Source organism: Aeromonas sp. 600948 (assembly GCF_049174875.1).
GTDB classification, from domain to species: Bacteria; Pseudomonadota; Gammaproteobacteria; order Enterobacterales; family Aeromonadaceae; genus Aeromonas; species Aeromonas veronii_A.
In genome coordinates this window covers 34,788-59,319 of record NZ_JAAKTY010000005.1, presented here as the reverse complement: position 1 = coordinate 59,319, position 24,532 = coordinate 34,788, and the positions used below count along the sequence as shown (strand labels likewise).

The following is a 24,532-nucleotide window of genomic DNA, read 5'->3' as shown; positions in this document are numbered from 1 at the left end:
ACCTTGGACTTAACACCAAGGTTTAGACTCCTTCTCGGTAATCAGGGATCTCGCAGGGGCGGGATCCATCAAGAGGGACTCATCATGAGCAAATCCTGCTGCAATCATCAGCACGCCGCCCCCATCAAGGCCGTCAGCAAGGCGGCCTCTGGCCAGAGTGAACATCACCACGATAGCCACTGCTGCGACAACACCACGCCCGTCAGTTGCTGTTCAACCCAGACGCCTCATGAGCACGCATCCCGTGACGGCAATGAATCCCCCGGGGATGAAGAGCCTCCCCGAGGAGGCTGTCACGATCAAGCGTGCTGCAGCGCCTCCTTATCACCAGCTCACGAGCATGAGCATGAGCACGATATGCCCCCTGCAGACCCGCTGGTTGCGCCGGTGCAAGGCAACAGCCGCCACAGCTGGCAGGTATTGGGGATGGATTGCCCCAGCTGCGCCCGCAAGATCGAGACAGCCGTCTGCCGGGTGAGCGGCGTGCAGCAGGCACGCGTGCTGTTTGCCACCGAGAAGCTGGTAGTGGATCTGGCCCCAGGCCTCTCCCCGGATCCCGTCACCGCCGCTGTGCTGGCTGCCGGTTTCCAGCTCAAGGGTGCTCAAGCCACCAGAGCCCACACAATCACAAAGGGAGCAACACGCCAAAGCCCGCTGCTGAACACCCTGGGCAAATATTGGCAGCCCCTGTCACTGGCCAGTCTGATGCTGGTCGCTGCCCTGCTGCCGAAAGAGCTCGGTCAGCCACTCTTTACCCTGGCGACCCTCTGGGGGCTGTGGCCCATCTCCCGCAAGGCGTGGGCGCTGACCAAAAGCGGCTCCCCCTTCGCCATCGAGACCCTGATGACGGTCGCCGCCCTGGGCGCCCTGTTTCTCGGCGAAACCGCCGAAGCGGCCATGGTGCTGCTGCTCTTTATGCTGGGTGAACATCTGGAGGCCTACGCCGCCGGACGCGCCCGGGCCGGAGTGACCGCCCTGATGGCGCTGGTACCCGACAAGGCGCTGCGCATCCGTACCACTGCCGAGGGCGAGGTGCGGGAAGAGGTAGCTGCCGATGAGCTGCGTCCCGGCGATATCATCGAAATCGCCCCAGGTGCCCGTCTACCTGCCGACGCCCGCCTGCTCGATGAACTCGGTGCGTTTGACGAAAGCGCCCTGACAGGTGAGTCTATTCCGGTGGAACGCCGTCAGGGTGACAAGGTGCCGGCCGGTAGTCTGGCGGCCGATCGGGTACTGCGTCTTGAAGTCGTCTCCGAGCCCGGCAACAACGCCATCGACCGCATTCTGCACCTCATCGAGGAGGCCGAAAGCCAGCGCGCCCCCATCGAGCGCTTTATCGACCGCTTCAGCCGCTGGTATACCCCGGCCATGATGCTGGTTGCTCTGCTGGTGGTGGTGGTGCCGCCCCTTGCCTTCAGCCAGAGCTGGGACGAATGGATCTATCGCGGACTGGCGCTGCTGCTGATCGGCTGCCCCTGCGCGCTGGTCATCTCCACCCCGGCAGCGGTCACCTCGGCGCTGGCCGCCGCCACCCGTCAGGGAGCGCTGATCAAAGGGGGGGCCGCGCTGGAGCGACTGGCCCATATCGATACCGTGGCGTTTGACAAGACCGGTACCCTGACCCTGGGCAAGCCGCAGCTGACCGAGCTGGTCAGCCTCAATGGCCAGCCGGAGGCCGAGTTGCTGGCGCTGGCGGCTGCCATCGAGCAGGGCTCTCACCACCCGCTGGCCAGCGCCGTGGTCGCCAACGCGACCGAACAGGGGCTGACGCTGGCGGAGGCCCGAGACTTGCGTGCCCTGCCGGGCATGGGCGTTGAGGGACGCATCAACGGTGAACTGTGGCAACTGCTGGCACCGAACCGGGTGGCGACCCTGAATGTGGAACAGCAGACACGGATTGGTTCGCTGGAGCGGCAGGGCAAGACCGTCGTGGTGCTCTGCCAGAGCAGTGGCGACCAGGCGCTGCCGATTGCCCTGCTGGCGCTGCGGGATCAGATCCGGCCGGAGGCAGCGGCCGCGCTGCAAGAGCTCAACCGACTCGGGCTCAACAGCATCATGTTAACCGGGGATAACCCCAACGCCGCCGAGGCGATCGCCACCGAGCTGGGCATGGGCTGGCGTGCCGGTCTGCTGCCGGAGAACAAGGTAGAAGAGATCGCCAAGCTGGCCTGCACCCGGAAGGTTGCCATGATCGGCGATGGCATCAACGATGCCCCCGCCATGAAGCGGGCCAGTATCGGCATCGCCATGGGGGGCGGCACCGATGTGGCGCTGGAGACCGCCGATGCGGCGCTGACCCACAACCAGCTCGGCGGTATTGCCGCGATGATCCGGCTGTCGCGGGCGGCACTGGCCAATATTCACCAGAATATTGCGCTGGCGCTGGGGCTTAAAGCCATCTTCCTGGTCACCAGCCTGCTCGGCATCACCGGTCTGTGGATTGCGGTGCTGGCCGATACCGGCGCCACAGCGCTGGTGACCGCCAACGCCTTGCGGCTGCTGCGCAAGCGTTAAGCCAGCCGATAGCATCCCAGCCAAAAGCCGTCCCCCAACCGGGACGGCTTTTCTTTTTCCTCTCATTTCTCTCACAGCACCCCGTAAAAGAAAAAGCGCGCCTGCCGGTCGGCAGTCGCGCTTTGCTTACTCTCTCGGAGTTATCCCACCCTTGGCAAGGTGGAATTCAACCCGGGGGCGCCGAGCCATCCCCCGGACTCAATGGCTTGCTTACTTGACGCTGCACTCCTGAATGACGGCTGTGCCCGCCTTGACGCCAGCCGGGTCAACCTTCACCAGCACACTCCACAGCCCCTGCGGCAGGGTGATGCTGTTATTGGCACTGCCCCCCTTGGAAAAGGCGAACGAATAGCCGGTTTCAGCGTTCACCGCGCCGCCACCGTTGAGCAGGTACTCCTTGCTCCAGTCCTCGTTGGCGACCTTGAACTCGGTGCTGCCAGCGTAGTTGAACGCCGCCTGATAGATGGCGAGATCGCCGTCCATCCCCTTGTAGCTCAGCTGGTACTGAGGTTGGGCTCCCCAGCCGGAGAGCTCACCCTTGACGAACAGGTTGTAGCCGAGCGGATTGCCCGCCACCGTATCCAGCACCTTGCAGCTCTGCACCGGCTCGGTGAAGCTGACGCTCAGGGTCGGTTTGTCCTTGTTCATGGCGGTAAAGACAAACTTGTAGCTGCCTGCCTTGGCCAGATCGACACCGATATTGCCGGTTTCTCCCCCCTTGCAAAGGGTCAGAGGAGTGCCAACCACCAGCTTGTCACCGGCGTTGCAGCTGCCGTAGTTGACCGGCCCCCAGCTGGCGTCAGCGATCTTGACGTTGGTGGTACCCAGCTTGTCGGTGCTCACCTCGGTAGTGAACTCGTACATGAAGTTGCCGCTGAAGGTCATCTGGTTGGTGTTGCCCCACTCATCGAGGAACCCCTTCAGATAAACATCGGTGTTGCCAAACGGTGGCAGGGTGCTCAGGTCGGTCTTCTTGCTGACCGGCAGGCCCGCGCCCTGAGCGCCATTCTGCGGCTTGACGAACACGGCGGCAGACCAGGCCCCCAGCGTCAGCTGGCCGTTATCATAGGCGGCGCCGCTGGCGATGCTGTCGACAGCGCGATGCTTGCTGCTTAGCACCATACCGCTCAGATCGATCGGCTGATCGTTACCGTCACGGAAGTCGCCGATGCTCTGGCTCTGGTTGCTGGCGTTGATCATCACCACCAGACCGTCGATGGCCGGATCCAGATCCGCTCCGGCACTGACGCCATCATCCACCGTCATGACGATAAGGCCGGGCACCTGATCCGGGCCGGTATTGCGGAAGTCGACCCGCTTGATCACCTCGGCGCCACTGCCCAGACGCAGCAGGCGGGAGGAGTTGCGCAGCTCCGCCAGCTCCTGATAGAAGCTCACCATCTGCGCCATCTCGGCCGAGCCCGGCTTGGCATGCTTGCCGAGCACCTGCTCGATCAGCGGATAGTTGTCGCCATCCTTGTCCTTGCGCGGCAACCCCTTGTCGAAGTTGTTGTCGCCCAGGGTGTAGTCGACCTTGTTGTACCAGTCGCCCGAGTCATAGCTGTCCCGCTCCATGGATTTGGAACGCAGCAGCTCGACACCGGCGTGGGTGAAGGGAATGCCCTGACCCAGCATGGCTGTCGCCAGCGAGACCCCCTGCATCCGCACCAGATCGGCTCCGGCAGGCGCCTTGTATATCAGGTTGTCGAACAGGGTCTGGTTGTCGTGCTTGTCGACATAGTTCTGCACCTCCACCGGATCCTGGGCATAGCCGGCAGGCTGACCGTTGTAGTCGATCTCGGCGCCTTTCTTCGGCATGCCATCCTTGTCGGTCAGCACGAACTCCTTGAGGTTGCCCGCCATGCCGAGCCGCACCAGATCGGACTGGTGCAAGGCCGTCGCCAGATCCACCTTGCTCATTTCGTTAGGATCGACGAAAGCACCGTTGCCAAAGCCCTGGGTCTTGCGAATGGTATCGCCACCGTCGAACGGACTGCCGCCGCGCACCGCATCGCGCAAGCGGTCGGAGAAGGAGCCGATACCGGTACCGCCCAGATGCTTCTGGGTAGCCTGCACGAAGCGCTTGTCATCCTGCACTTCGCCGAAGTTCCACCCCTCGCCGTAGAAGTACATCTCGGGATTGACCTTCTTCACCGCGGCCAGCGCCTGAACCATCTGATCTTTCGGATGGTGGCCCATCAGGTCGAAGCGGAAGGCGTCGATCTTGTAGTCGCGCGCCCAGGTGACCAGAGAGTCATCCATCAGCTTGGCGAACATGGCGTGTTCCGGCGCCGTGTTGGAACAGCAGGTGGAGTTCTCCACCGAGCCGGTCTCCGGATTGAGGCGCTGATAGTACCAGGGCACTATCTTGTCGAGCACCGACTTGGGGCCGAGCCCGGATTCGTTGGTGTGGTTGTAGACCACGTCCATCACCACGTTCATGCCGATGTTCTGCTTGATGGCCTTGACCATCTCGCGGAACTCCAGAATACGTTTGGTGCCCTCGGCGTTGGTGGCGTAGGAGCCTTCCGGCGTGGTGTAGTGGTAGGGATCATAACCCCAGTTGAAGGAGTCGACGCCGCGCAGATAGCCGGAGAGCTCCTGCACCTGCGGATTATCCTTGCTGTCGCCCCCTTGCAGGTCGGCCAGCACATCTCCCACGGTCTGACCGCCACCGCAATAGCCGCCAAATTTGGATGTTTTCACATCCGGATTGACCTGACAGAGCTTGCTGAAGTCATCGCCGAGATTGGCCACCTTGGCCGGGTCCTCGTTGACGGTGGCGATATCGAACACCGGCAGCAGGTGCAGGTGGCTGACGCCGCTTTTTGCCAGCGCTTTCAGATGGTTGACCGGTACAGAGTCGGGCTGGGTCAGACCGACAAACTTGCCGCGCTTCTCTTCATCGGTGGAGGCATCGTTACCGGTCAGGTCGCGAATATGGGCCTCATAGATGGTGATGTCGGCGGGGTTCTGCTGGCTATGTGGCGCCTTGAGGCTGTCCCATCCTTCCGGTTTCAGGGCCGGATCGTCGAGATCCACTACCTGACTGAACTCGGAGTTCATCGCGAGGCTCAGGGAGTAGGGATCGGTCACCTCATAGTGCTCAACCTTGCGGCTCAGCGGGTGGTAGACCTCCATGTCGTAGCGGTAGAACTGGCCGATCAGCTCGCTGCCCCCTTCGTAACTCCAGCTGCCGCTGGCGCTGTCGAAAGTCATGGCCACTTCACCACTCTTCTGGTGGCTGGCGTTGTAGAGGGCCAGCTTGACCGACTTGGCGGTCGGCGCCCAGAGGCGGAAGGTCACCCGGTTACCCTCCACCACGGCACCATAGCTCAGCTTGGTCGCCTCTGTCGCATAGAGTGCATCGAGAGCGCCGGCGCTCTGCACCAGGGTCGCCCCCTGCAGGATACCATCGGCATCGGTGCCGATAGCCACCAGTTCCCCCTTGAGCAGGGGCTTGAGATCTTTCCCGGCAGGCAGGGCAAAGGCGGCCGCATCCTTGAGGTGCGGATATTTGGCCTGCTGCTCGGCAGTCAGGCTGGTCGCGGTCAGGCTGATATAAGGGAAATCGAACACCCCATCGGCATTGGCCTTGATGGTGCCCGAGTCGGTGTAATAGAGGCGAACGTGGGGCTTGTCCTTGCCCCCTTGCCAAATCAGGGTATTGCCATCGATCAAATGAGCGCTGGCCCCCGCCACGCCAAAGGCGGCGGTAAAGGCTTCGGCACGGCTGCCAAACAGATCTTTCTTGCCTGCGACGATGGCCACGGTGCGATCCGGGTGCTCACTGAAGATCACCTTCATATCGCTGCCGGTCAGGTTGGCCAGATCGCCGTTGCGGGCGATAAAGTTGATGCACCCTTCCACCTTGTTGAGCGGAACGACCCAGGCCGGACCAAAGCTGTCGGCGGTGGCCGGTGTCTTGCTCTTGTCATCCCACCCGGTATTCAGGCCACTATCAGCCGTTGCCTGGCAGGCGTCGTTGTTCCAAAGGTGCAAGCTGTGGCTGTCAAATGGTGCCTTGGCGCTTTTGGCTGCCGACTGGGTATCCACCAGTGCAATGACCACCTGATTGTCGCCGGCAACCAGCAACTCTTTCGGGGGATCCATCTTGGGCAGACGAGCGACAGGCCCATCGGTGACTTCAGGTGTAGGCGGTGTAGGGGGGACGGGGTTCACACCGGAGGCATCAGAGCTGTTGTCATTACAGCCAGACAAAAGCGCGAGCAGTGAGGCTGTTACCAGCGCCACTTTGGTCTTTTTCATATCCATATTTTTATAATTCCCGCTGTAGTTAGTCTCGATAGTCGAGCACCCGGTCATTGCCAGGCGGTGCCATATTAATCAGCGGCAATCGATTCAAATGTGAGCGAGAGGGCAAAAAAACCATCCAGTTTCAACAAGATAACGTTTTCAGACTGAAACTTCGATCCGGCTCACAGACCTCGCGGCCATTTGGCCTCATATCTGGAAAACGGCAGTCACGGGGTCAGAAAAGCAATGTCTGATCAAGTGGATACACAAGGAGTAAGCAATGAAACGGATTGAAGAGCAGGCAAGACGACTCGATCAGGAGTATCAGGCGATCGGGCAGCTGTTCGACCAGTTCTGCCAGCAGGCTGGCGCCCTGGCCGAACAGTATCACTTCTTCAACTGGCCCGATTATGAAGACTCACCCCCGCTGAGCCGCGCCTTTACCCTGCTGGGGGAACCCCGCGAACTGCGGCTGCGCTGTCAGCCCGGTGAGCGCTCCGCCCTCAATGGCCTGATCCAGGTGGTCTCGGAGGATGGCACCATAGATGCCAGCCTCGGATTTCGCGCCGATGGCCAGTTGCTGCTGGAGTCCGGCAAACTGCTGGACAACCCGCCCGGACTGCTGCTCAAGTTGCTGCTCGGCGCAATCTGGCAACACAAGCCGCAGGCCGATCTCTCACAACAGGAGATCTAGCTGCGGAGCCAACTGTTGAGTCGTTCTGGCTATTGTGGCCGCAGCACGCATCCACAATAGCCTGTGTCGAATGAAGGCGTGGTGGATTTACACCAGAGCATCACTCCTCGCTACGCCCAGCCCCCCGGCAGCAAATGTCCTGCTACTCCGGTTGCAACGGCTCCGCCACCTTGCCCTCCAGCTTTCTGACCGGCTTTTGCAGGATCAGGTTGGCCGGATAGGTGACCAGATCGCCGTTGTCATCACGCACCCGCACATAGAAGAGGCCGATCTCGGTGATGACGCCGGTGACCGAATCATCCTTGTCGAGGATGCGGATCCGGTCGCCAATCTTGTAGGGGAAGGCGAAGAAGATGGTGATGCTGGCGGTGATGTTGGAGAGGATCGACCACTGGGCGACCATGGCGACCCCCAATACCGCAAAGAAGGAGGACGCGAGCACCACCAGTCGGGAGAAGTCGAGCCCCCACACCCCGGCCAGCACCAGCAAGGTGGCACAGCCGAGCAGGAAGTGGAACACATGGGCCACGTAGAGCACCCGGTTCTCGCTCACCTGCCTGCTCTGACCGAGCGCCAGCAGGCTCTTGTGAATCAGCCGCCGGATCAGGGTATGCCCCAGCAACAGCAGTAGGGTCAGACCAATTGATTGCCACATGGGTTATGCCTCCTTACCACCAGCGCCGATGTTTGAGCCAGATAGCCAGCCCGCTGGCCAGCGCCACCAGCGAACCACAGAAGACCCAGAAGGCGGTCGGATTCTCGGCCCCGGGAATGCCCCCCAGGTTGATGCCAAACAGGCCGGTCAGGAAGCTGGCAGGTAAAAAGAGCAGCGCCATCACCGACATCTGGTAGGCGCGGCGGTTGGTCGCCTCCGCCATCAGATTGTTGATCTCGTCTGCCAGCACAGCGGTGCGTGCCACTCCCGCATCGAGGTCGTCGAGCCAGCGCCGCAGCCGATCGGCGATATCGAGCAGACGACGGCGATCATCCTCATCCAGCCAGCTGATCTTCTCGTTGGCAAGGCGCGCCACCAGATCCCGCTGGGGGGAGAGGTAGCGGCGGATCATGATGAGCTGCTTGCGGATCAGCGCCAAGCGGCCATTGGCGGGCATGTCGCGCATCAGCACCATCTCCTCCAGATCGAGGATCTTGTCGTGCAGTTCCTCGACAAACTCCCCCGCCCGATCGGTCAGGGCATCACAAATCTCCACCAGCCAGTCGGCCGGGGTATCGGCGCCGCCCCCCAGCTTGAGCTGGTTGAAGACATCCTGCTCGGAGAGCAGCGGACGACGACGGCTGCTGATGATGAGATCCGGGGTGATGAAGATGCGCAGCGCCACCATCTCTTCGGGCCTGTGATCCTTGTTGTGGTTGATGCCGCGCAGGATCAGCAGCACCGTCTCCCCCATCCGCACCAGCTTGGGACGATTGCTCTGGCCGAGCAGCGACTCCCTGGCCGCCTCGCTGAGCAAGGGGGTCTGCAACAGCCAGCGCGCCGAATCGGGATTGCCGTAATCCAGATGCAGCCAGCCGGGATGTGCCGCCGGGACTTCGCTTCCCGCCGTCAGCGGCGCCATGCCACCCTTGCCATCCAGGGTCAGGGCATAAATCACTTCACCGGGCACCCGATCCATCTCGTCTCCTTCTCGTTTCATATGCTGGCCCCAGCTTACACCAAAGGCGGGGCCGACTCAGCCCCGCGCCGGGAAGGGGAGGCCTGTGTTAACATGCCAGCTCTCGTTTTCCATCCGCGTTCACTACAGGAAACCATGCCATGCCCATCTGGGTTGATGCCGATGCCTGCCCCATTCCGGTCAAGGAGATCCTCTACCGCGCCGCCCACCGCGCCCAGATCGTCACCACCCTGGTGGCCAATCAGGGATTGCGGGTGCCCCCCTCGCCTTTCATCAAAACCCAGCAGGTGGAGAAGGGATTCGATGTGGCAGATCATGTCATCGCCCAGCAGGTTCAGCCCGGCGATCTGGTGATCACCGGTGATATCCCCCTCGCCTCCTGGGTGATCGATGCTGGCGGCGAGGCACTCAATCCCCGCGGCGAGATCTACACCCGCGAGACCATCAAGGCGCGGCTCGGCATGCGCAACTTTATGGAAGAGCTGCGCTCGGCCGGCGTGCAAACCGGCGGCCCGGCCCCCTTCAATGCCGCCGACAAGCAGCGCTTCGCCAACGCCCTCGACAAGTGGCTGGTCAAAGGCAAGTTATAAATAGGCTATAAAGGCGCCCAATTTGGGCGCTTTTTCGCCGTAACATCCTGATTTTTAAAATAAGAGCTGACCACAACCGTCAGGCTGGTAAGATGCGCCGCCATCTTGTCCACGCCGTAATCATCATGACCGCCCAAGGGCACCTGCTCTTCTCCGTTACCTGCACCCTGATCGCCCACAAACTGCAGCTCACTCCGGCCCTGGCAGATGCCAGTCTGTGGCAGACCATCCCTGCCGCGCTGGCCAGCGCCCTGTTGCCCGACCTCGACCACCCCAAATCTGTGCTGGGGCAGCGACTGCCGTGGATCTCGAAACCTCTGTCGCGGCTGTTCGGCCATCGCGGTTTCACCCACAGTCTGCTGGCGGTCGCCGCCGCCGTCTGGGGGCTGAACCAGAGCCTGCCGCCGGACACCTTGCCCATGGGGGTCAAGGATGCCCTGATCGTCGGCTACCTCAGCCATCTGCTGGGGGACTGGCTCACCCCGGCGGGCATTCCGCTCTTCTGGCCCATCAAGCGCCGTTACCGCCTGCCGGGCTGGCCGCTGCGCAGTGGCGGCGCCATCGAAACCGGCTTTTGCACCCTCACCCTGCTGGTTGCCGGCTGGTGGTGCGGCTGGCGCCTGTAAGCCAGAAATAAAAAAGCCCCTGACGAGGTCAGGAGCTCAAACCGTGGCAGATGCCACTAGAGGATCAGATCATGATGCCTGCGATAACAGCAGAGAGCAGGCTGACCAGAGTTGAACCGTAGACCAGCTTCAGACCGAAGCGCGAAACCATGTTGCCTTTCTCTTCGTTCAGCGCTTTTACTGCACCGGCGATGATGCCGATGGAGCTGAAGTTGGCGAAAGAGACCATGAAGATGGAGAGGATGCCGACGGTACGCGGGGAGAGCTCGGCAGCAATCTTGCCCAGATCCATCATGGCCACGAACTCGTTGGTCACCAGCTTGGTCGCCATGATGGAGCCCGCTTGCAGCGCTTCACCACTCGGGATACCCAGGATCCAGGCGATTGGATAGAAGAGGTAGCCCATGACGTACTGGAAGTTGACACCAAACGCCAGCTCGAACAGGTAGTTGACCAGGGCGATCAGGGCAATAAAGCCCACCAGCATAGCCGCCACGATAACGGCAACGGAAAAACCGGCCATGATGTACTCGCCCAGCATCTCGAAGAAGTTCTCTCTCTTCGGCGTATGGTGCTCGTCGCCCTCGGCCAGCGCCTTGGCATCGGTCACGGTATTGTCCGGCTCGTAGGGGTTGATCAGCGACAGCACGACAAAGGTGCTGAACATGTTGAGCACCAGCGCAGCCACCACGTAACGCGGCTCGATCAGCTGCATGTAGGCACCGACGATGGACATGGAGACGGTGGACATGGCCGTCGCCGCCAGGGTGTACATCTGCTTCTCGTTCAGGTGCGGCAGGATGTTCTTGAGGGCGATGAAGTTCTCGGATTGACCGACGATCATGGAGCTGATGGCGTTGAAGGACTCCAGCTTGCCCATGCCGTTGATCTTGGCCAACACGGTACCGATACCGCGGATCACCAGCGGCAACAGGCGGATGTACTGCAGAATACCGATCAACACGGAGATGAAGACGATGGGCATCAACACCATCAGGAAGAAGGTAAATGAACCTTCATTCATCATGCCGCCAAATACAAAGTCGGTTCCCTGCTTGGCAAACTCCATCAGCTTGGTGAAGCCGGCCGCGAAGCCACCCACCACAGCCAGACCCACTTCCGAGTTCAACATGAACCAGGCCAGCGCCAGCTCGACCACCAGCAGTTGGCCGATATAACGCAGCTTGATCTGTCTCCAGTTGTGGCGGTTAGCCAGCAGAGAAAGAGCGAGGACCATCACCAGTCCGAGCACAAAGTGAACGTATTCCATACCTGTAGCACCTGAGTGAATTGTAATTTTCGACCGGCGCCATCATAGACATTTGCACATTTAAAAATCAGAGAGTCATCACAATCCCGTGTAATAATATGCATGCAGGATAATACAAACGTTTTTAAATTAATTACGCAACAACCTGATATTAATCGCACAACTTTGACGACGACAAATTCATTAAAAAACATGATATTACATAATTAAAATGGCATTTTCATGGCCCTCCAAAATATCTTGATATCATTTTCGCAACATTGTGTTTAATGCCACACTCGCCAATAGAATATTTTTCAACCATTATATTTAAACAACAGAAATGGCAAACGTTTATCCGCAATAAATAATTACATGCATGTTTGAATAATTACCCCGATATCCTTTCACATATTGCTCACAACCAATCTGGCAACAAATACCCCCATAATGTGCCCCCCATGGCCAGCCGTTCAAAAATCCGCCACATCCGGTGCCACATTCTGGTATGATGCGCGGCCTTAGCGCTCGCGCATCCCCGTTTTCTCCGAAATAGAGTCCTTTTGTGAACAACAGCGAATTTAGCAGCCTCAATCTCTCCCCCGCCCTGCAAGAGAACCTCACCAGCCTGGGTTACCTGCAGATGACCCCGATCCAGGCCCAGAGCCTGCCCCTGGTGCTCGATGGCAAAGACCTGATCGCCAAGGCAAAAACCGGCAGCGGCAAGACCGCCGCCTTCGGCCTCGGCCTGCTGGCCAAGCTCAACGTCAACCGCCTCGAAGTGCAGGCGCTGGTGCTCTGCCCGACCCGCGAACTGGCGGATCAGGTGGCCACCGAGATCCGTCGTCTGGCGCGCGCCCTGCCCAACGTCAAGCTGGTGACCCTGTGCGGCGGCACCCCGACCGCACCGCAGTCCGCCACCCTGAGCTTTGGTGCCCACATCGCTGTTGGCACCCCGGGTCGCATTCTCAAACATCTGGAGCAAGGTACGCTGGAGCTCTCCGGCCTCAAGACGCTGGTGCTGGATGAAGCGGATCGCATGCTGGACATGGGCTTTGGCGAAGATATCAACCGGGTCATCAGCTATGCCCCCCAACAGCGTCAGACCCTGCTCTTCTCCGCGACCTATCCGGAAGGGATCGCCCAGATGAGCCGCGGCGTGCAGCGCAATCCGGTCGAGGTGAGCGTGGAGTCCCTGCACGAGGGGAGCGCCATCGAACAGAAGCTCTATGAAGTGCCTGCCGGTCAGCGCCTCGACGCCCTCACCTGGCTGCTGAGTCACTACCAGCCCAGCTCCTGCGTGGTGTTCTGCAACACCAAGCGCGCCTGTAACGACGTGGCCGACCATCTGGCCGCCAAGGGCTTCTCAGCGCTGGCGCTGAACGGCGATCTGGAACAGCGCGAGCGGGATCAGGTGCTGGTGCGCTTTGCCAACGGCAGCGCCACCATTCTGGTGGCCACCGACGTGGCGGCCCGCGGCCTCGACATCAAGGAGCTGGGCGCCGTCATCAACTACGAGCTGACCTATGATCCGGAAGTGCACGTACACCGCATCGGCCGTACCGGTCGTGCTGGCCAGCAGGGTCTGGCCCTGAGCCTCTATCAGCCGAACGAGGCCCAGCGCGTCAACTTTATCGAAGAGTACCAGCAGGCTCCGATGCCGCTGGGTGATCTCGACAGCATCGGCCGCGACATCAAGCCGATCGCCCCGCAGATGGTGACCCTCTCCATCGATGCAGGCCGCAAGACCAAGGTGCGGGCCGGTGACATTCTGGGCGCCCTGACCGGTGAAGGCGGCATTGCCGGCGCCGACGTGGGCAAGATCCAGATCTCCGAACAGTACTCCTACGTCGCGGTGAAGCGCAGCGTGGCGAGCGCCGCCCTCAAGCGGTTGCAGGAAGGCAAGATCAAGGGTCGCAGCTACCGCGCCCGCAAACTGGGCTAAGGTTCTTTGCAAGCCGTTAGCCAGACCACAGGCGCCTGACAGGCGCCTGTTTCATATCTCCGATGCCGCCATGCGGCAAGACAGGCACCATGACCCAAGCAATCCAAACCGATGTGAGCTGCCAGAACTGCGAAGCCTGCTGCTGCCGCCTCGAAGTGATGCTCTTTACCGATACCGGCGTGCCGGACCGTTATGTACTGGAACGGGATGGCGAGATACCGGTCATGCGCCGGCTGGACGATGGCTGGTGCGCCGCCCTCGACCGCAACACCATGATGTGCCGTATCTACGAGGTGCGGCCGCTGATCTGCCGTGAATTCGAAATGGGTGAGCCCGACTGCGTTGACGAACGGGACAAGTGGTTTATCAAGCTGGATTGACCAGGATCCTCGAATGCACTCACCACGATGATGTGCCCCATCCATGTACGAGTACGAGGTGCGGCCGTTGATCTGCCGCGAATTCGAAATGGGTGAACCCGACTGCGTTGACGAACGGGACAAGTGGTTTATCAAGCTGGATTGAGCCAAGGCCAGTCAGGATACGGGTGGTCAAGCGCTCGCAGGTTCACAGGGAGCGGTGTTGAGCTGCTCTCCCAGCCACTGGATGGCCGCTGCCTCTTGCTCGAAGTAACGTACCGCCCGAAAGGGTAATCCCTTGAAGATGTTATCCGCCAGATAGCGCTTGAAGCCCCCTACGAAGACCACCGCCAGAAACTGACACCCACTCTCGGCACACCAGCCAAACTGGCGACGAAAACGGGCCAGCACCTCGGGCCCGGCCGCTTCAAACTCGGTCGCGACCTCGACAATCCCCCAGGGGCCATCCATCAATCCGGCCAGTTCGTGACGAAAGCGCGCCTCATAGGCCATGGCACCTGCCAGATTGAAGGGGCCACTCGGGCGGCAGATCAGCATCTGGCCCCTGCGCTCCATGTCGAATTGCCCATGTGGCTGCATGACTGCTCCCATTCCGTTACCACCACCATCGCCTGCAAATTGTTACCACAAGGTAATAATTTATAAGGAAAAGTCCAGCAGCAAACAGGCTTTTCCCAAAGCGTGCTCATCCTATCCAGCAAACCGTCGGCACCTCATGTTACCGGCAGCCCGCACTGAATCGATCTCAAGATGTGCGATTGCAGTTAACGAAACGTTACTGCTATTATCCGCGCCGCCACAAACATTCCACCTGCCGAAAGGTTTGGCACCTCAACAAGGATGTGCAATGAAAAACAGGGACTCGAGTCATCACCAACGGATCTGGCGCTGGCACTTCTACGCCGGTCTCTTTGTCGCCCCTTTCCTGATCCTGCTGTCACTGACCGGGATCGTCTATCTGTTCAAACCCCAGCTCGACAACCTGATGTACCCAGAGCTGATGGAGGTCGCCCCCGCCAGCCAGACCCTGAGTGCCGACCAGCTGCTGGCCAAGGCGATGATGACCATGCCCGATGCCAGCCTGCGTAAATACCTGCCGCCTGCCGCTCCCGACCTGAGCGCTCAGTTCATCGTCAATCAGGGGGAGCGCGAACTGACCCTGTTTATGGATCCCGCCAGCGGCGCCCTGCTCGGCACCATGGATAACAAGTGGAATCTGCAAGCGGTGGCTCGCTCCCTGCACGCCGACCTGCTGCTCGGCACCACGGGGGATCGGCTGATCGAACTGGCGGCAGGCTGGGGGCTAGTACTGCTGCTGAGCGGCCTCTACCTCTGGTGGCCACGCAAGGGGCCCGGGGTGGGTGGCATTCTTTGGCCCAGAGTCAGCCAGCGCGGACGCCTCTGGTGGCGGGATCTGCACGCAGTGGTCGGCTTCTGGGGCGCTGGTTTCCTGCTGCTGTTGCTGTTGAGCGGCATGACCTGGACCGGTTTCTGGGGCGATCAGTTTGCCGCGGTCTGGAACCGCTTCCCCGCCGCCATGTGGAACGAGGTGCCCAAATCGGCACCGCTGGCTCGCAGCCTCAATCAGGCCCACGAGCAGACCGTCCCCTGGGCGGTGGAGAACACCCCTATGCCCAGCTCGCAGCCTGTTGATGAGGGGCACGATCACGGCGCCATGAACCACGGCGAGCACGAGGGAATGGTGATGGCCAGCCAGCGGATCCCGCTGCAACAGGTGGTGGATATCGCCACTGCCCGGAAGGTGAGTCCGGGGTACAGCATCACCCCGCCGGTCGGCACCACCGGCGTCTACACCATCGCCCTGTTTGCCGACGATCCACGCAACGACGCCACCCTGCATATCGATCAATACAGCGGCAAGGTGCTGGCCGATGTGCGCTGGCAGGATTACGGCACGGTTGCCAAGACGGTGGAGAGCGGCGTCATGCTGCACATGGGCAAGCTCTACGGCTGGCCCCATCAGCTGGCCATGCTGACCATCTGCCTGATGGTGCTGGCCAGCGCCGTGAGTGGTCTGTGGATCTGGTGGTGCCGCCGTCCGCAGGGCCGTCTCGCCGCGCCGCCACTGCCTGCCAAACTCCCGCCGATGCGCGGTGCCATCGCCCTGCTAATCCTGCTGGGGATCGCCTTCCCGCTGGTGGGCACATCCATGATCGCCATCTGGCTGCTGGATACCCTGATTTTCTCCCGTCACCCGCTCAGGGCGGCGCGCGCCAGCTAAACCCGCCAAAACCAAAAAGGGCTCCCATCTCGGGAGCCCTTTTCATTATTCGCCTTGGCGAGCTGCGACCAGCTGTCAGGAGAGCGCCAACCCGATGGAGAGCAGCAGGCTGAACAGAAAGGCGCTGATGGCGGTCTTCTTGAGGGAACCGGTCAGCACCTCGCCATCGTAGCTTTCGCGAAGAGTCTTGGCCGCATCGCTGAGGGGCTTCATGGCGGGCAGGAAGATCCACGGCCAGAAGCTGGCGGGCTGGATCAGGATAAAGGCGATGGTTGCCAGCAGCGCCGCCCCCAGCAGTACCCAGTGATAGGCAATGGCGCGGTTGCGGCCAAGGCGCACCGCCAGGGTGATCTTGCCGCTGGCGGCGTCGGTCTCGATGTCGCGCACATTGTTGATATTGAGCACGGCGGTGGCCAGCAGGCCACAGGCGGTGGCGGGCAGCAGCAGATCCCACTCCAGCGTCTTGGTGAAGAGGTAGTAGGAGCCGAGCACCCCCAGCAGACCGAAGAAGAGGAACACCGAGATATCGCCAAACCCGCGATAGCCGTAAGGGGTCTTGCCGACGGTGTAGGTCACCGCCGCGACAATGGCCGCCCCCCCCAGCACCACAAATGCCAAAATCTGCAGCCACTGGCCGCCGAAGGCACAGCCCAGCAGCAGCAGGCCACTGGCCACCGCCGCCAGCGCAGTCAGCCCCATCGCCACGCACATCTGCTTTTTGGTGATAAGACCGGAGACCACCGCCCGCTGCGGGCCGATCCGCTCGCCGTTGTCGGCGCCGGAGACCGCATCGCCGTAATCGTTGGCCAGATTGGAGAGGATCTGCAGCAAGATGGCGGTCAACAGGGAGAGCGCCATGATGGTGCCATCGAAGGCACCACGACTGGCAGCCAGCCCCGAGCCCAGCAGGATGGAAGAGCAGGCGAGCGGCAATGTTCGCAAACGCGCCGCCAGCAACCAAACAGAGAAGGTATTTGTCATTTTGTGATGGCCAAACAATCGGATATTGATCGTGTTAAGGGTTATCGAACCGGATTTGGGTATACTTGGCCCCGGAGAGTGAAGCTCCCGCGGGCGATTTACATGGACGAATGGGCAGATAATATATAGGAAATCATCGCCCTTTGGCATAAACCTACGGCATCCAGCTACCGGATCGCTCGTTACTACCCGGCTCAGAAAAGAATCCATGTTGGCTCAGACCCATATCAAGCAACAACTGGACGCCCTGCGTCACAGCAACGTCAGCGGCTTCGTACGGTTGCGAGTGGCGATCGAAATCCGCTCCTTTCTGGGCTGGCTCGCGGCGCAAACCCTCTATCCCCGCATCTACTGGCAGGCCCGTGGAGAGGCTCGTCCCGAGTATGTCGCGCTGGGCGCCATCCATGAATTGACCAAGCCGCACGCCATCAAGCAGGTGTGCACTAACACAGCCAACCAGCATCATGACGACAGCCCCCGCTACTATGGCGGACTGGCGTTTGATCCGGCCCAATCCGGCTGGCAAGGGTTTGGCTCCTGCCGTTTCGTGCTGCCCCGCATCGAGCTGGTGCGCCGTGGCGAGTGCGTCAGCCTCTGCCTCAACCTCTGGCTGGATGACGACAATCTCGAGGCCGAACTGCAGGCGGCAGAAGCCGCCCTCGATGCCCTGCGCCCGGAAGCCCCGCTGCCCGCCCTGCAAAAGCAGCCCTGGCAGCGACAGGATTGCCCCGGCCCCGCCCAGTGGCAGACGCTGGTGGAGCGCGTCACCGCCCCCGATTTTCAGGCCCACACCCCCAAGGTGGTGCTGTCGCGGGAGAGCTTGCTGACCAGTCCGAACCATGATGCGGATATCAATCCCTGGGCCATGCTCGACCAGTGGGCCCGCCACGCCCAGGACTGCTTCCACTTCGGTTTTCAATTCTCCCCCGAGCAGGCCTTTATCGCCTGCTCCCCCGAGCGGCTCTACCGCCGGGAAGATCGCCACCTCTTTACCGAGGCGCTGGCGGGCACCATCCGCCGCTCCGGCGATGAAGAGGTGGATGCCCAACTGGCTGCCGAGCTGCTGGCCGACAGCAAGAACCGGCTGGAGAACCGGCTGGTACATGCCGACATCCTCAGCCGTCTGGCGCCACTGACCCACGATGCCACCCTGACCGAGCCGCGCATTCTGAAACTGCGGCTGCTGCAACACCTCAAGTGCGATATCGAAGCCGAGCTCAAGCCCGGGGTCTGCGACTGGCAGTTGCTCGACGCCCTCCACCCGACGCCGGCGGTGGGCGGCGCCCCGCGCGAGGCAGCGCTCGCCTTTATCCGCGAGTTCGAGCCCTACGATCGGGGCTGGTACGCCGGTGCCTGCGGCATGCTGAGCCGGGAGACCTCGGAGTTCTCGGTCGCTATTCGCAGCGCCCGAATTCAGCCGGGCAGCGTCACCCTGTTTGCCGGTGCCGGCATTGTCGCCGGTTCCGAGCCTGCCGCAGAGTGGGCCGAACTCGACAACAAGATCGCCAATGTGCTCTCCCTGCTGGGATAGTCATTCACCCTTTTCACGCTACGAGAGCCCCTATGCCCACCCGTAAAGAGCCTGCCAGCGAAGAGTTTGCTTGCCCCCCGTTTTCGAGCCAGCACGCCACCTTCAACCACGTCTGGTCCTCCCTCTTGCTGGAGGAGCTCTTTCGCCTCGGGGTGCGCGACATCGCGCTGGCCCCCGGCTCCCGCTCTGCGCCGCTGACCATGGCCGCCGCGGCCCATCAGGGCTTTCGTCGTCACTTGCACTTTGACGAGCGCGGCCTCGGCTTTATGGCGCTGGGGCTAGCCAAGGGGAGCAACCGGCCGGTGGCGGTGATCATGACCTCGGGCACCGCGGTAGCCAACCTCTGGCCCGCCGTGGCAGAGGCCCAGCTCACCGGCGTGCCGCTGATTATTCTCTCCGCCGATCGTCCTCACGAACTTATCGACAACGGCGCCAATCAGGCGATCGACCAGCAAGGGATCTTCGGCCGCTACCCCGTCTATCAGCAGAACCTGCCGAGCCCCACCCCGACCATTCCGGCGGCGTTTGTGCTGAGTTCGGTGGACCAAGCCTTGGCCAAACAGGCGCTCACCCCCGGGGTGGTGCACTTCAACTGCATGTACCCCGAGCCCCTCTACCCGGGCGAGCACTATCAGGATTTCTCCGACTATCTGGCCCCCCTCGGTGACTGGCTCGGCTCGCGCAAGCCATGGAGCCCGTGGCAGCAAAACGAGCCGAGCTGCCCACCTCAGGCAGAGTGGGAAAGCTTTCGGCAACAGCGCGGCATCGTTGTAGCTGGCCGCATTACCGACCCGAAGCAGGCACAGGCCGCCGCCGCGCTGGCGGAGCAACTCGGCTGGCCGCTGCTGGCGGATCTGCAGAGCCAGATCCGCTTCGACAGCCGCAACCTCATCCACATGGATATGGCGCTCAACGACCCTGAATTCGTCGCCGAGCTGGGCCGGGCCGAGGTGCTGCTGCAATTTGGCGCGCGGCTTGTCTCCAAGCGGCTCGGCCAGTTCATCAAACACCATTCATGGCAGGATTACTGGCTGGTGGATCCGCAACCGGCGCGGCTCGATCCCGACTACCGGCTGCGCAACCGGCTGCTCTGCAGCGCCAGCGCTTTCGCTGCGGCCCATCCGGCCACCATACAAGACCCTTGGCACACATTGGCCAAGCTGCAACACAATGCCAGTCAGCAGATCGCCGCTGCCTGCGAGCACTTCTCCGAGCTCGGGGTCTGCCATCGCCTCAACCGCCTGATCGAAGGCCAACTGTTTGTCGGCAACAGCATGCCTGCTCGACTGATGGATATGCTCGGCGAAACGGGCAAGGGGCCGAGCCGGGTGATGACCAACCGCGGTGCCTCCGGCATCGACGGCCTCATCGCCACTGCTTACGGATTTGCGCAAAGCAGCAACCAACCCACCACCCTGCTGCTTGGGGATCTCAGCGCCCTGCACGATCTCAACAGCCTCGCGCTGCTCAGCAAGGCAAGCCGACCGCTGGTGGTGATCTTGCTCAACAACGATGGCGGCAGCATCTTTCGTATGTTGCCGGTGCCCACCGAAGGGGAGCTGCTGGAGAGCTACTACCGGCTGCCCCACGGTCTCAGCTTTGAACATGCCGCCGCCATGTTTGGCCTCGCCTATCGGGCGCCGACCACACTGGCCGAGTTCGAACAGGATTACAGCGCCGCCCTCCAACATGGCGTTACCTTGATCGAGATCCGGGTACCGAGCGAGCAGGTGGCCGATGATCTCAAGGCGCTGGGGGCCGCCATCCGTGGCAAATAAAAATGCCCATGTGCCGCTGGTGCTGCTGCACGGCCTGCTGGGGGATGGCGGCGACTGGCAACCGGTGATCGACCGGCTGCCCGCCATCCACTGCATCGCCCTCGATCTGCCGGGTCACGGCCAGCATAGCGATCTCAACGTCAACGACTTTGAGCAGAGCCACCAGTGGCTGGTCACCGAGCTGGCCAGCCGCAACATTGAACGCTATCTGCTGGCGGGTTATTCGCTGGGGGGGCGACTGGCCCTCTATCACGCCAGCCGCAAGCCCGCCGGGCTGCGGGGGCTGCTGCTGGAGAACTGCCACCCGGGGCTACCAGACAATGAGCGGCCCGCCCGCATCCAGCACGATGAACAGTGGGCGCGGCGCTTCGAGCGCGAGCGCCTGGCTGACGTGCTGGCAGACTGGTACCGGCAAGGGGTGTTTGCCGATCTCGACGACGCGGCCCGGGCCCGCCAGATCGCCCACCGCCTTGGCAACGACGGCCTAGGCATCGCCACCATGCTGCGCGCCACTTCGCTCGGCAAGCAGCCGGATCTCGCCCCCTGGCTCATGGCGAGCCAGCTGCCGGTTACTTATGTGAGTGGCAAACGGGATCACAAATTCCATCAGCTGGCTTGCCAGCTGGCGAACCAAAATCGCAGAATCAACCACTTGGTGCTGGATGGCGGCCATAATCTGCACGCCCATCAGCCTGATAACTTTGCCCGACTCCTCGCGGAGTGGGTCAACCAACAAGAAGAGACGAGTCATGATTGAAGCAATGACGGAAGCTGAACTGTATGCACCTGTTGAATGGCAAGATTGCTCCGCCGGTTACGAGGACATCCTCTATCACAAGTCCAACGATGGCATTGCCAAGATCACCATCAACCGTCCCCAGGTGCGCAACGCCTTCCGCCCCCGCACCGTCAAAGAGATGCTGCAGGCGCTGGCCGATGCCCGTTATGATGATCAGATCGGCACCATCATCCTGACCGGTTTTGGCGAGAAAGCCTTCTGCGCCGGCGGCGACCAGAAGATCCGTGGCGACTACGGTGGATACCGGGATGACGAGGGGACTCACCACCTCAACGTGCTCGACTTCCAGCGCGACATCCGTACCTGCCCGAAACCTGTGGTGGCCATGGTGGCCGGTTACGCGGTCGGTGGTGGCCACGTGTTGCACATGATGTGTGACCTGACCATCGCCGCCGACAACGCCCAGTTTGGCCAGACCGGCCCGAAAGTGGGCTCCTTCGATGGTGGTTGGGGTGCTTCCTACATGGCTCGCATCGTCGGCCAGAAGAAGGCCCGCGAAATCTGGTTCCTCTGCCGCATGTACGATGCCCAGCAAGCCCTCGACATGGGTCTGGTCAACACCGTCGTGCCGCTGGCGGATCTGGAGCGTGAAACCGTGCGCTGGTGCCGCGAAATGCTGCAAAACAGCCCGATGGCGCTGCGTTGCCTGAAAGCGGCCCTCAACGCTGACTGTGATGGTCAGGCGGGCTTGCAGGAGCTGGCGGGCAATGCCACCATGCTGTTCTACATGACCGAAGAGGGTCAGGAAGGCCGCAACGCCTTCAACGAAAAGCGTCGCCCCGACTTCTCCAAATACAAGCGGAACCCCTGATGACACTCGCCCTGTATCGCTATCAACTGCCTTTTACCCAGCCCCTGACCTTTCACGGCAAGGTGGAGGTGGCGCGAGAGGGGCTGTTGGTACGCATCAACGACGGCTGGGGGGAAATCGCCCCCCTGCCCGGCTTCTCGAAAGAGAGTCTGCAACAGGCAGAGGCAGAAGCCCTTGCCACGCTGGCGGCCCTGGCCGCCGGCGATACCCCGAACCCCGTGCTGCCGTCGGTGCAATTTGGCCTCGACTGCGCGCGCCGGACATGGCCCGAGCAGCGCAACCCGCTGCCGGAGCCCTATCCCCTCATTCAAGGCTCCCCCCAGGAGCTGCTGCGCAACTGGAAAGAGTGGCTGCACCGCACGCCCGGCAAGGCCAAGCTGAAGGTGGCGCGCTACCCGATGCGTGACGAGTTGGCGCTGATCCGACTGCTGTGCGACCGCCTCCCCTCCCTCAAGCTGGTGCTGGATGCAAACCAGGGCTGGACTCGCGAGGAGGCATGGACCTTCTGCGGCCATCTCGACCCGAATCGCATCGAGTATCTGGAAGACCCCTGCGCCGACTTTGCCGACATCGCCTTTGTCGCCAACCGCACCGGCATGCCGGTGGCGCTGGACGAGCTGCTGGCACAAGGCAAGCCGTGGGAGCCGATCCCGCAACTGCGCGCGCTGGTGCTCAAGCCTACCCTGCTCGGTTCACTCGCCAACTGCGAAGCGCTGATCGCCCGCGCCCGCGAACTGCGGCTCAAGGTGATCATCTCCTCCTGTTTCGAATCGGATCTGGGCCTGAACCAGCTCTTTCATCTGGCAGGCGAGTGGGCACCGGAACAGGCGCCGGGGCTGGATACCCGCCGCTGGATGGCAGGCAACCTGCTGGGGGAAGATGGCAAACCGGAACTGAGCCGACTGGAGCAACTGTATTACCGTGATTGACCCCTCCCGTTCACCCGAACAGACACCTTGCCCGGTACGCCACCGGGCAATCACAGCCCCGAACCGCATTGCCATCCACGCCGCCTCGCCCTTCAGTTACCGCCAGCTCGATGCCCGCCTCAACAGCCTGTGCCAACAGCTGGAACAGGCCGACGTGCGCCGTGGCGATCATCTGGCTGCAGTGGTGCGCGGTGCGCTGGAAGATGTGCTGCTGGCATGGACCTGCGTGCGCAGCGGCGTGGTGTTCTGCCCGCTCAACCCCGCCTTCCCCCTCGAAAAGCAGCGCGAGCTGGCGGTGCAACTCGATGCCGATGTCTTCTGGTCGGCAGGGGAGATCCCGGCAGGCAACTGGCAGCCCTTGCAGCTCGACTTCACGCGCGAACTGCCAGCAAGAGAGGAAGCGTGGCCGCTGGCATCGACCCAACTCAACAATATGATCCTCACCTCGGGCTCCAGCGGCACGCCGAAAGCGGTGGTGCACCGGCTCTGCAACCACCTGGCCTCGGCGCGCGGCTCTGCCAGCCTCATTCCCCTCGATGAGGCCTGCGGCTGGCTGCTCTCCCTGCCGCTGTTCCATGTGGGCGGCTACGCCATCCTGTTTCGAGTCTTTCTGGCGGGTGCCACGTTGGTGCTGGACGATCGCAGTCAGCCGCTCAAGGCGCGGCTTGAACAGCAACCCATTACCCATCTCTCGCTGGTGCCGACCCAGCTCTGGCGCCTGCTGGCAGAGGGTTTTGATCCCGCCCGTACCAGCCTGCGCGAGTTGCTGCTCGGCGGTGCCGCCATCCCGCAGCCGCTGGTGAGCCGCCTCTGCGCTATGGGGCTCGAACCCAAGGTGAGTTATGGTCTCTCCGAGATGGGCAGTCAGGTCTGCACCGCTATCCCCGGCGATGCAGGCGTAGTTGGCAAACCGCTACCGGGGCGGGAGGTGTGTATCAGGGAGCAGGAGATCTGCGTGCGCGGCGCCACCCTGTTTGCCGGTTACTACCGGGCTGGCGAGCTGGATCTGCCCCTCGATGGCGCAGGCTGGTTTCATACTCGCGACAAGGGGAGGTTCACTGCGGCAGGGGAGCTGCTGGTAGAGGGACGGCTCGATAACCTCTTCATCTCGGGTGGCGAAAACATCCAGCCCGAAACCATCGAGCAACGACTGGTAGATCATCCCGCTGTCGCCCAGGCGCTGGTGGTGCCGGTGCCGAGCGACGAGTGGGGCCAACGCCCCGCCGCCTTTATCGACTGGCACGGCGAGCCGGTTCCCGACTCCGAGCTGGCAGCCTGGATCCGCAGCACCCTGCCCGGCTTTATGGTGCCCGACCACTGGCTCCCCTGGCCCGATCTTGGCGGCAATCTCAAACCCTCCCGCCAACTGCTGGGCAAGGTAGCCCGACAACAAACTACTCGGGCACGACAAGCTGAATGAGATCGGACTCACAATTTACCGATCTTCTTTGAAAACAAAAAAGAAACATGTGAGTCCTTACTGCGGCGCCAACCCACGATAATTCGATCAGACTCAAAAAGTCACCATCTTATTGATTTATCTGATTTTTAATTGGCAATTGATATCCCTTT

19 protein-coding genes are annotated in these 24,532 nt (G+C 61.7%); 13 read left to right on the top strand and 6 right to left on the bottom strand.

From position 1 onward, the window contains the following. The first annotated feature begins 84 nt into the window (after positions 1-84). Entirely contained in the window at positions 85-2,514 is a 2,430-nt protein-coding gene (locus tag G5182_RS05830) for a zinc/cadmium/mercury/lead-transporting ATPase (protein ID WP_421254252.1), read from the top strand. A 210-nt stretch (positions 2,515-2,724) separates the two neighbouring features. Here the strand turns inward: G5182_RS05830 and pulA are convergent, their stop codons facing one another. Then, entirely contained in the window at positions 2,725-6,789 is a 4,065-nt protein-coding gene (pulA, locus tag G5182_RS05825; protein ID WP_227341887.1) for a pullulanase-type alpha-1,6-glucosidase, read from the bottom strand. 262 nt (positions 6,790-7,051) lie between these two features. Here pulA and G5182_RS05820 point away from each other — a divergent pair, with 262 nt between their 5' ends. Next, positions 7,052-7,465: a hypothetical protein gene (locus G5182_RS05820; protein ID WP_216952830.1), complete on the top strand. Its 414-nt coding sequence runs from the start codon at positions 7,052-7,054 to the stop codon at positions 7,463-7,465. A gap of 142 nt (positions 7,466-7,607) precedes the next feature. Here G5182_RS05820 and G5182_RS05815 read toward each other — a convergent pair whose 3' ends face one another. Next, a complete protein-coding gene (locus G5182_RS05815; RefSeq protein ID WP_005354921.1) occupies positions 7,608-8,120 on the bottom strand; it encodes a mechanosensitive ion channel domain-containing protein in 513 nt (170 codons plus the stop codon). 13 nt (positions 8,121-8,133) lie between these two features. Beyond that, a complete protein-coding gene (gene zntB / locus G5182_RS05810; protein ID WP_005341467.1) occupies positions 8,134-9,099 on the bottom strand; it encodes a zinc transporter ZntB in 966 nt (321 codons plus the stop codon). 140 nt (positions 9,100-9,239) lie between these two features. Here zntB and G5182_RS05805 point away from each other — a divergent pair, with 140 nt between their 5' ends. Further along, complete coding sequence (locus G5182_RS05805) at positions 9,240-9,689, top strand: YaiI/YqxD family protein (protein WP_064339342.1); 450 nt, start codon at positions 9,240-9,242, stop codon at positions 9,687-9,689. 125 nt (positions 9,690-9,814) lie between these two features. Further along, a complete protein-coding gene (locus G5182_RS05800; RefSeq protein WP_041234360.1) occupies positions 9,815-10,315 on the top strand; it encodes a metal-dependent hydrolase in 501 nt (166 codons plus the stop codon). Positions 10,316-10,379: 64 nt separating this feature from the next. Here the strand turns inward: G5182_RS05800 and G5182_RS05795 are convergent, their stop codons facing one another. Continuing rightward, entirely contained in the window at positions 10,380-11,585 is a 1,206-nt protein-coding gene (locus G5182_RS05795) for a NupC/NupG family nucleoside CNT transporter (protein ID WP_216952829.1), read from the bottom strand. A 544-nt stretch (positions 11,586-12,129) separates the two neighbouring features. Here G5182_RS05795 and dbpA point away from each other — a divergent pair. Continuing rightward, complete coding sequence (gene dbpA / locus G5182_RS05790; protein ID WP_042053613.1) at positions 12,130-13,509, top strand: ATP-dependent RNA helicase DbpA; 1,380 nt, start codon at positions 12,130-12,132, stop codon at positions 13,507-13,509. An 89-nt stretch (positions 13,510-13,598) separates the two neighbouring features. Then, the gene (locus G5182_RS05785) at positions 13,599-13,889 is read left to right on the top strand and encodes a YkgJ family cysteine cluster protein (protein WP_005341481.1); all 291 of its coding nucleotides are present in this window, start codon (positions 13,599-13,601) and stop codon (positions 13,887-13,889) included. Between the two features lie 171 nt (positions 13,890-14,060). On the opposite strand, the gene G5182_RS05780 is transcribed toward G5182_RS05785, so the two are convergent. Then, on the bottom strand, positions 14,061-14,468 hold the full coding sequence (locus G5182_RS05780) for a hypothetical protein (protein ID WP_005335923.1): 408 nt from the start codon (positions 14,466-14,468) through the stop codon (positions 14,061-14,063). A gap of 268 nt (positions 14,469-14,736) precedes the next feature. On the opposite strand from G5182_RS05780, the gene G5182_RS05775 reads away from it, so the two are divergent. Beyond that, a complete protein-coding gene (locus tag G5182_RS05775) occupies positions 14,737-16,131 on the top strand; it encodes a PepSY-associated TM helix domain-containing protein (RefSeq protein ID WP_227341886.1) in 1,395 nt (464 codons plus the stop codon). A gap of 75 nt (positions 16,132-16,206) precedes the next feature. Here G5182_RS05775 and G5182_RS05770 read toward each other — a convergent pair whose 3' ends face one another. After that, positions 16,207-17,112 carry a 1,4-dihydroxy-2-naphthoate polyprenyltransferase gene (locus tag G5182_RS05770; protein ID WP_005363134.1) on the bottom strand — a complete coding sequence of 302 codons (906 nt, stop codon included), beginning with the start codon at positions 17,110-17,112 and terminating at the stop codon, positions 16,207-16,209. Positions 17,113-17,320: 208 nt separating this feature from the next. Between G5182_RS05770 and G5182_RS05765 the strand changes: the two genes are divergently transcribed. Genes G5182_RS05765 through menE form a run of 6 tightly spaced genes read left to right on the top strand, consistent with a single transcriptional unit; the run spans position 17,321 to position 24,380 of the window. After that, the gene (locus G5182_RS05765) at positions 17,321-18,643 is read left to right on the top strand and encodes an isochorismate synthase (protein WP_227341885.1); all 1,323 of its coding nucleotides are present in this window, start codon (positions 17,321-17,323) and stop codon (positions 18,641-18,643) included. A gap of 32 nt (positions 18,644-18,675) precedes the next feature. Further along, positions 18,676-20,421: a 2-succinyl-5-enolpyruvyl-6-hydroxy-3-cyclohexene-1-carboxylic-acid synthase gene (gene menD, locus G5182_RS05760; RefSeq protein WP_227341884.1), complete on the top strand. Its 1,746-nt coding sequence runs from the start codon at positions 18,676-18,678 to the stop codon at positions 20,419-20,421. Then, a complete protein-coding gene (gene menH, locus G5182_RS05755) occupies positions 20,381-21,178 on the top strand; it encodes a 2-succinyl-6-hydroxy-2,4-cyclohexadiene-1-carboxylate synthase (protein WP_227341883.1) in 798 nt (265 codons plus the stop codon). The genes menD and menH overlap by 41 nt, the downstream gene beginning before the upstream one ends. Next, entirely contained in the window at positions 21,171-22,031 is an 861-nt protein-coding gene (gene menB, locus G5182_RS05750; RefSeq protein ID WP_042081860.1) for a 1,4-dihydroxy-2-naphthoyl-CoA synthase, read from the top strand. Before menH ends, menB begins: the two co-directional genes overlap by 8 nt. Further along, a complete protein-coding gene (gene menC / locus G5182_RS05745; RefSeq protein ID WP_158111287.1) occupies positions 22,031-22,960 on the top strand; it encodes an o-succinylbenzoate synthase in 930 nt (309 codons plus the stop codon). The genes menB and menC overlap by 1 nt, the downstream gene beginning before the upstream one ends. After that, positions 22,953-24,380, top strand: a complete 1,428-nt coding sequence (gene menE / locus G5182_RS05740; RefSeq protein ID WP_421231188.1) for an o-succinylbenzoate--CoA ligase — start codon at positions 22,953-22,955, stop codon at positions 24,378-24,380. The genes menC and menE overlap by 8 nt, the downstream gene beginning before the upstream one ends. Positions 24,381-24,532: the final 152 nt, after the last annotated feature.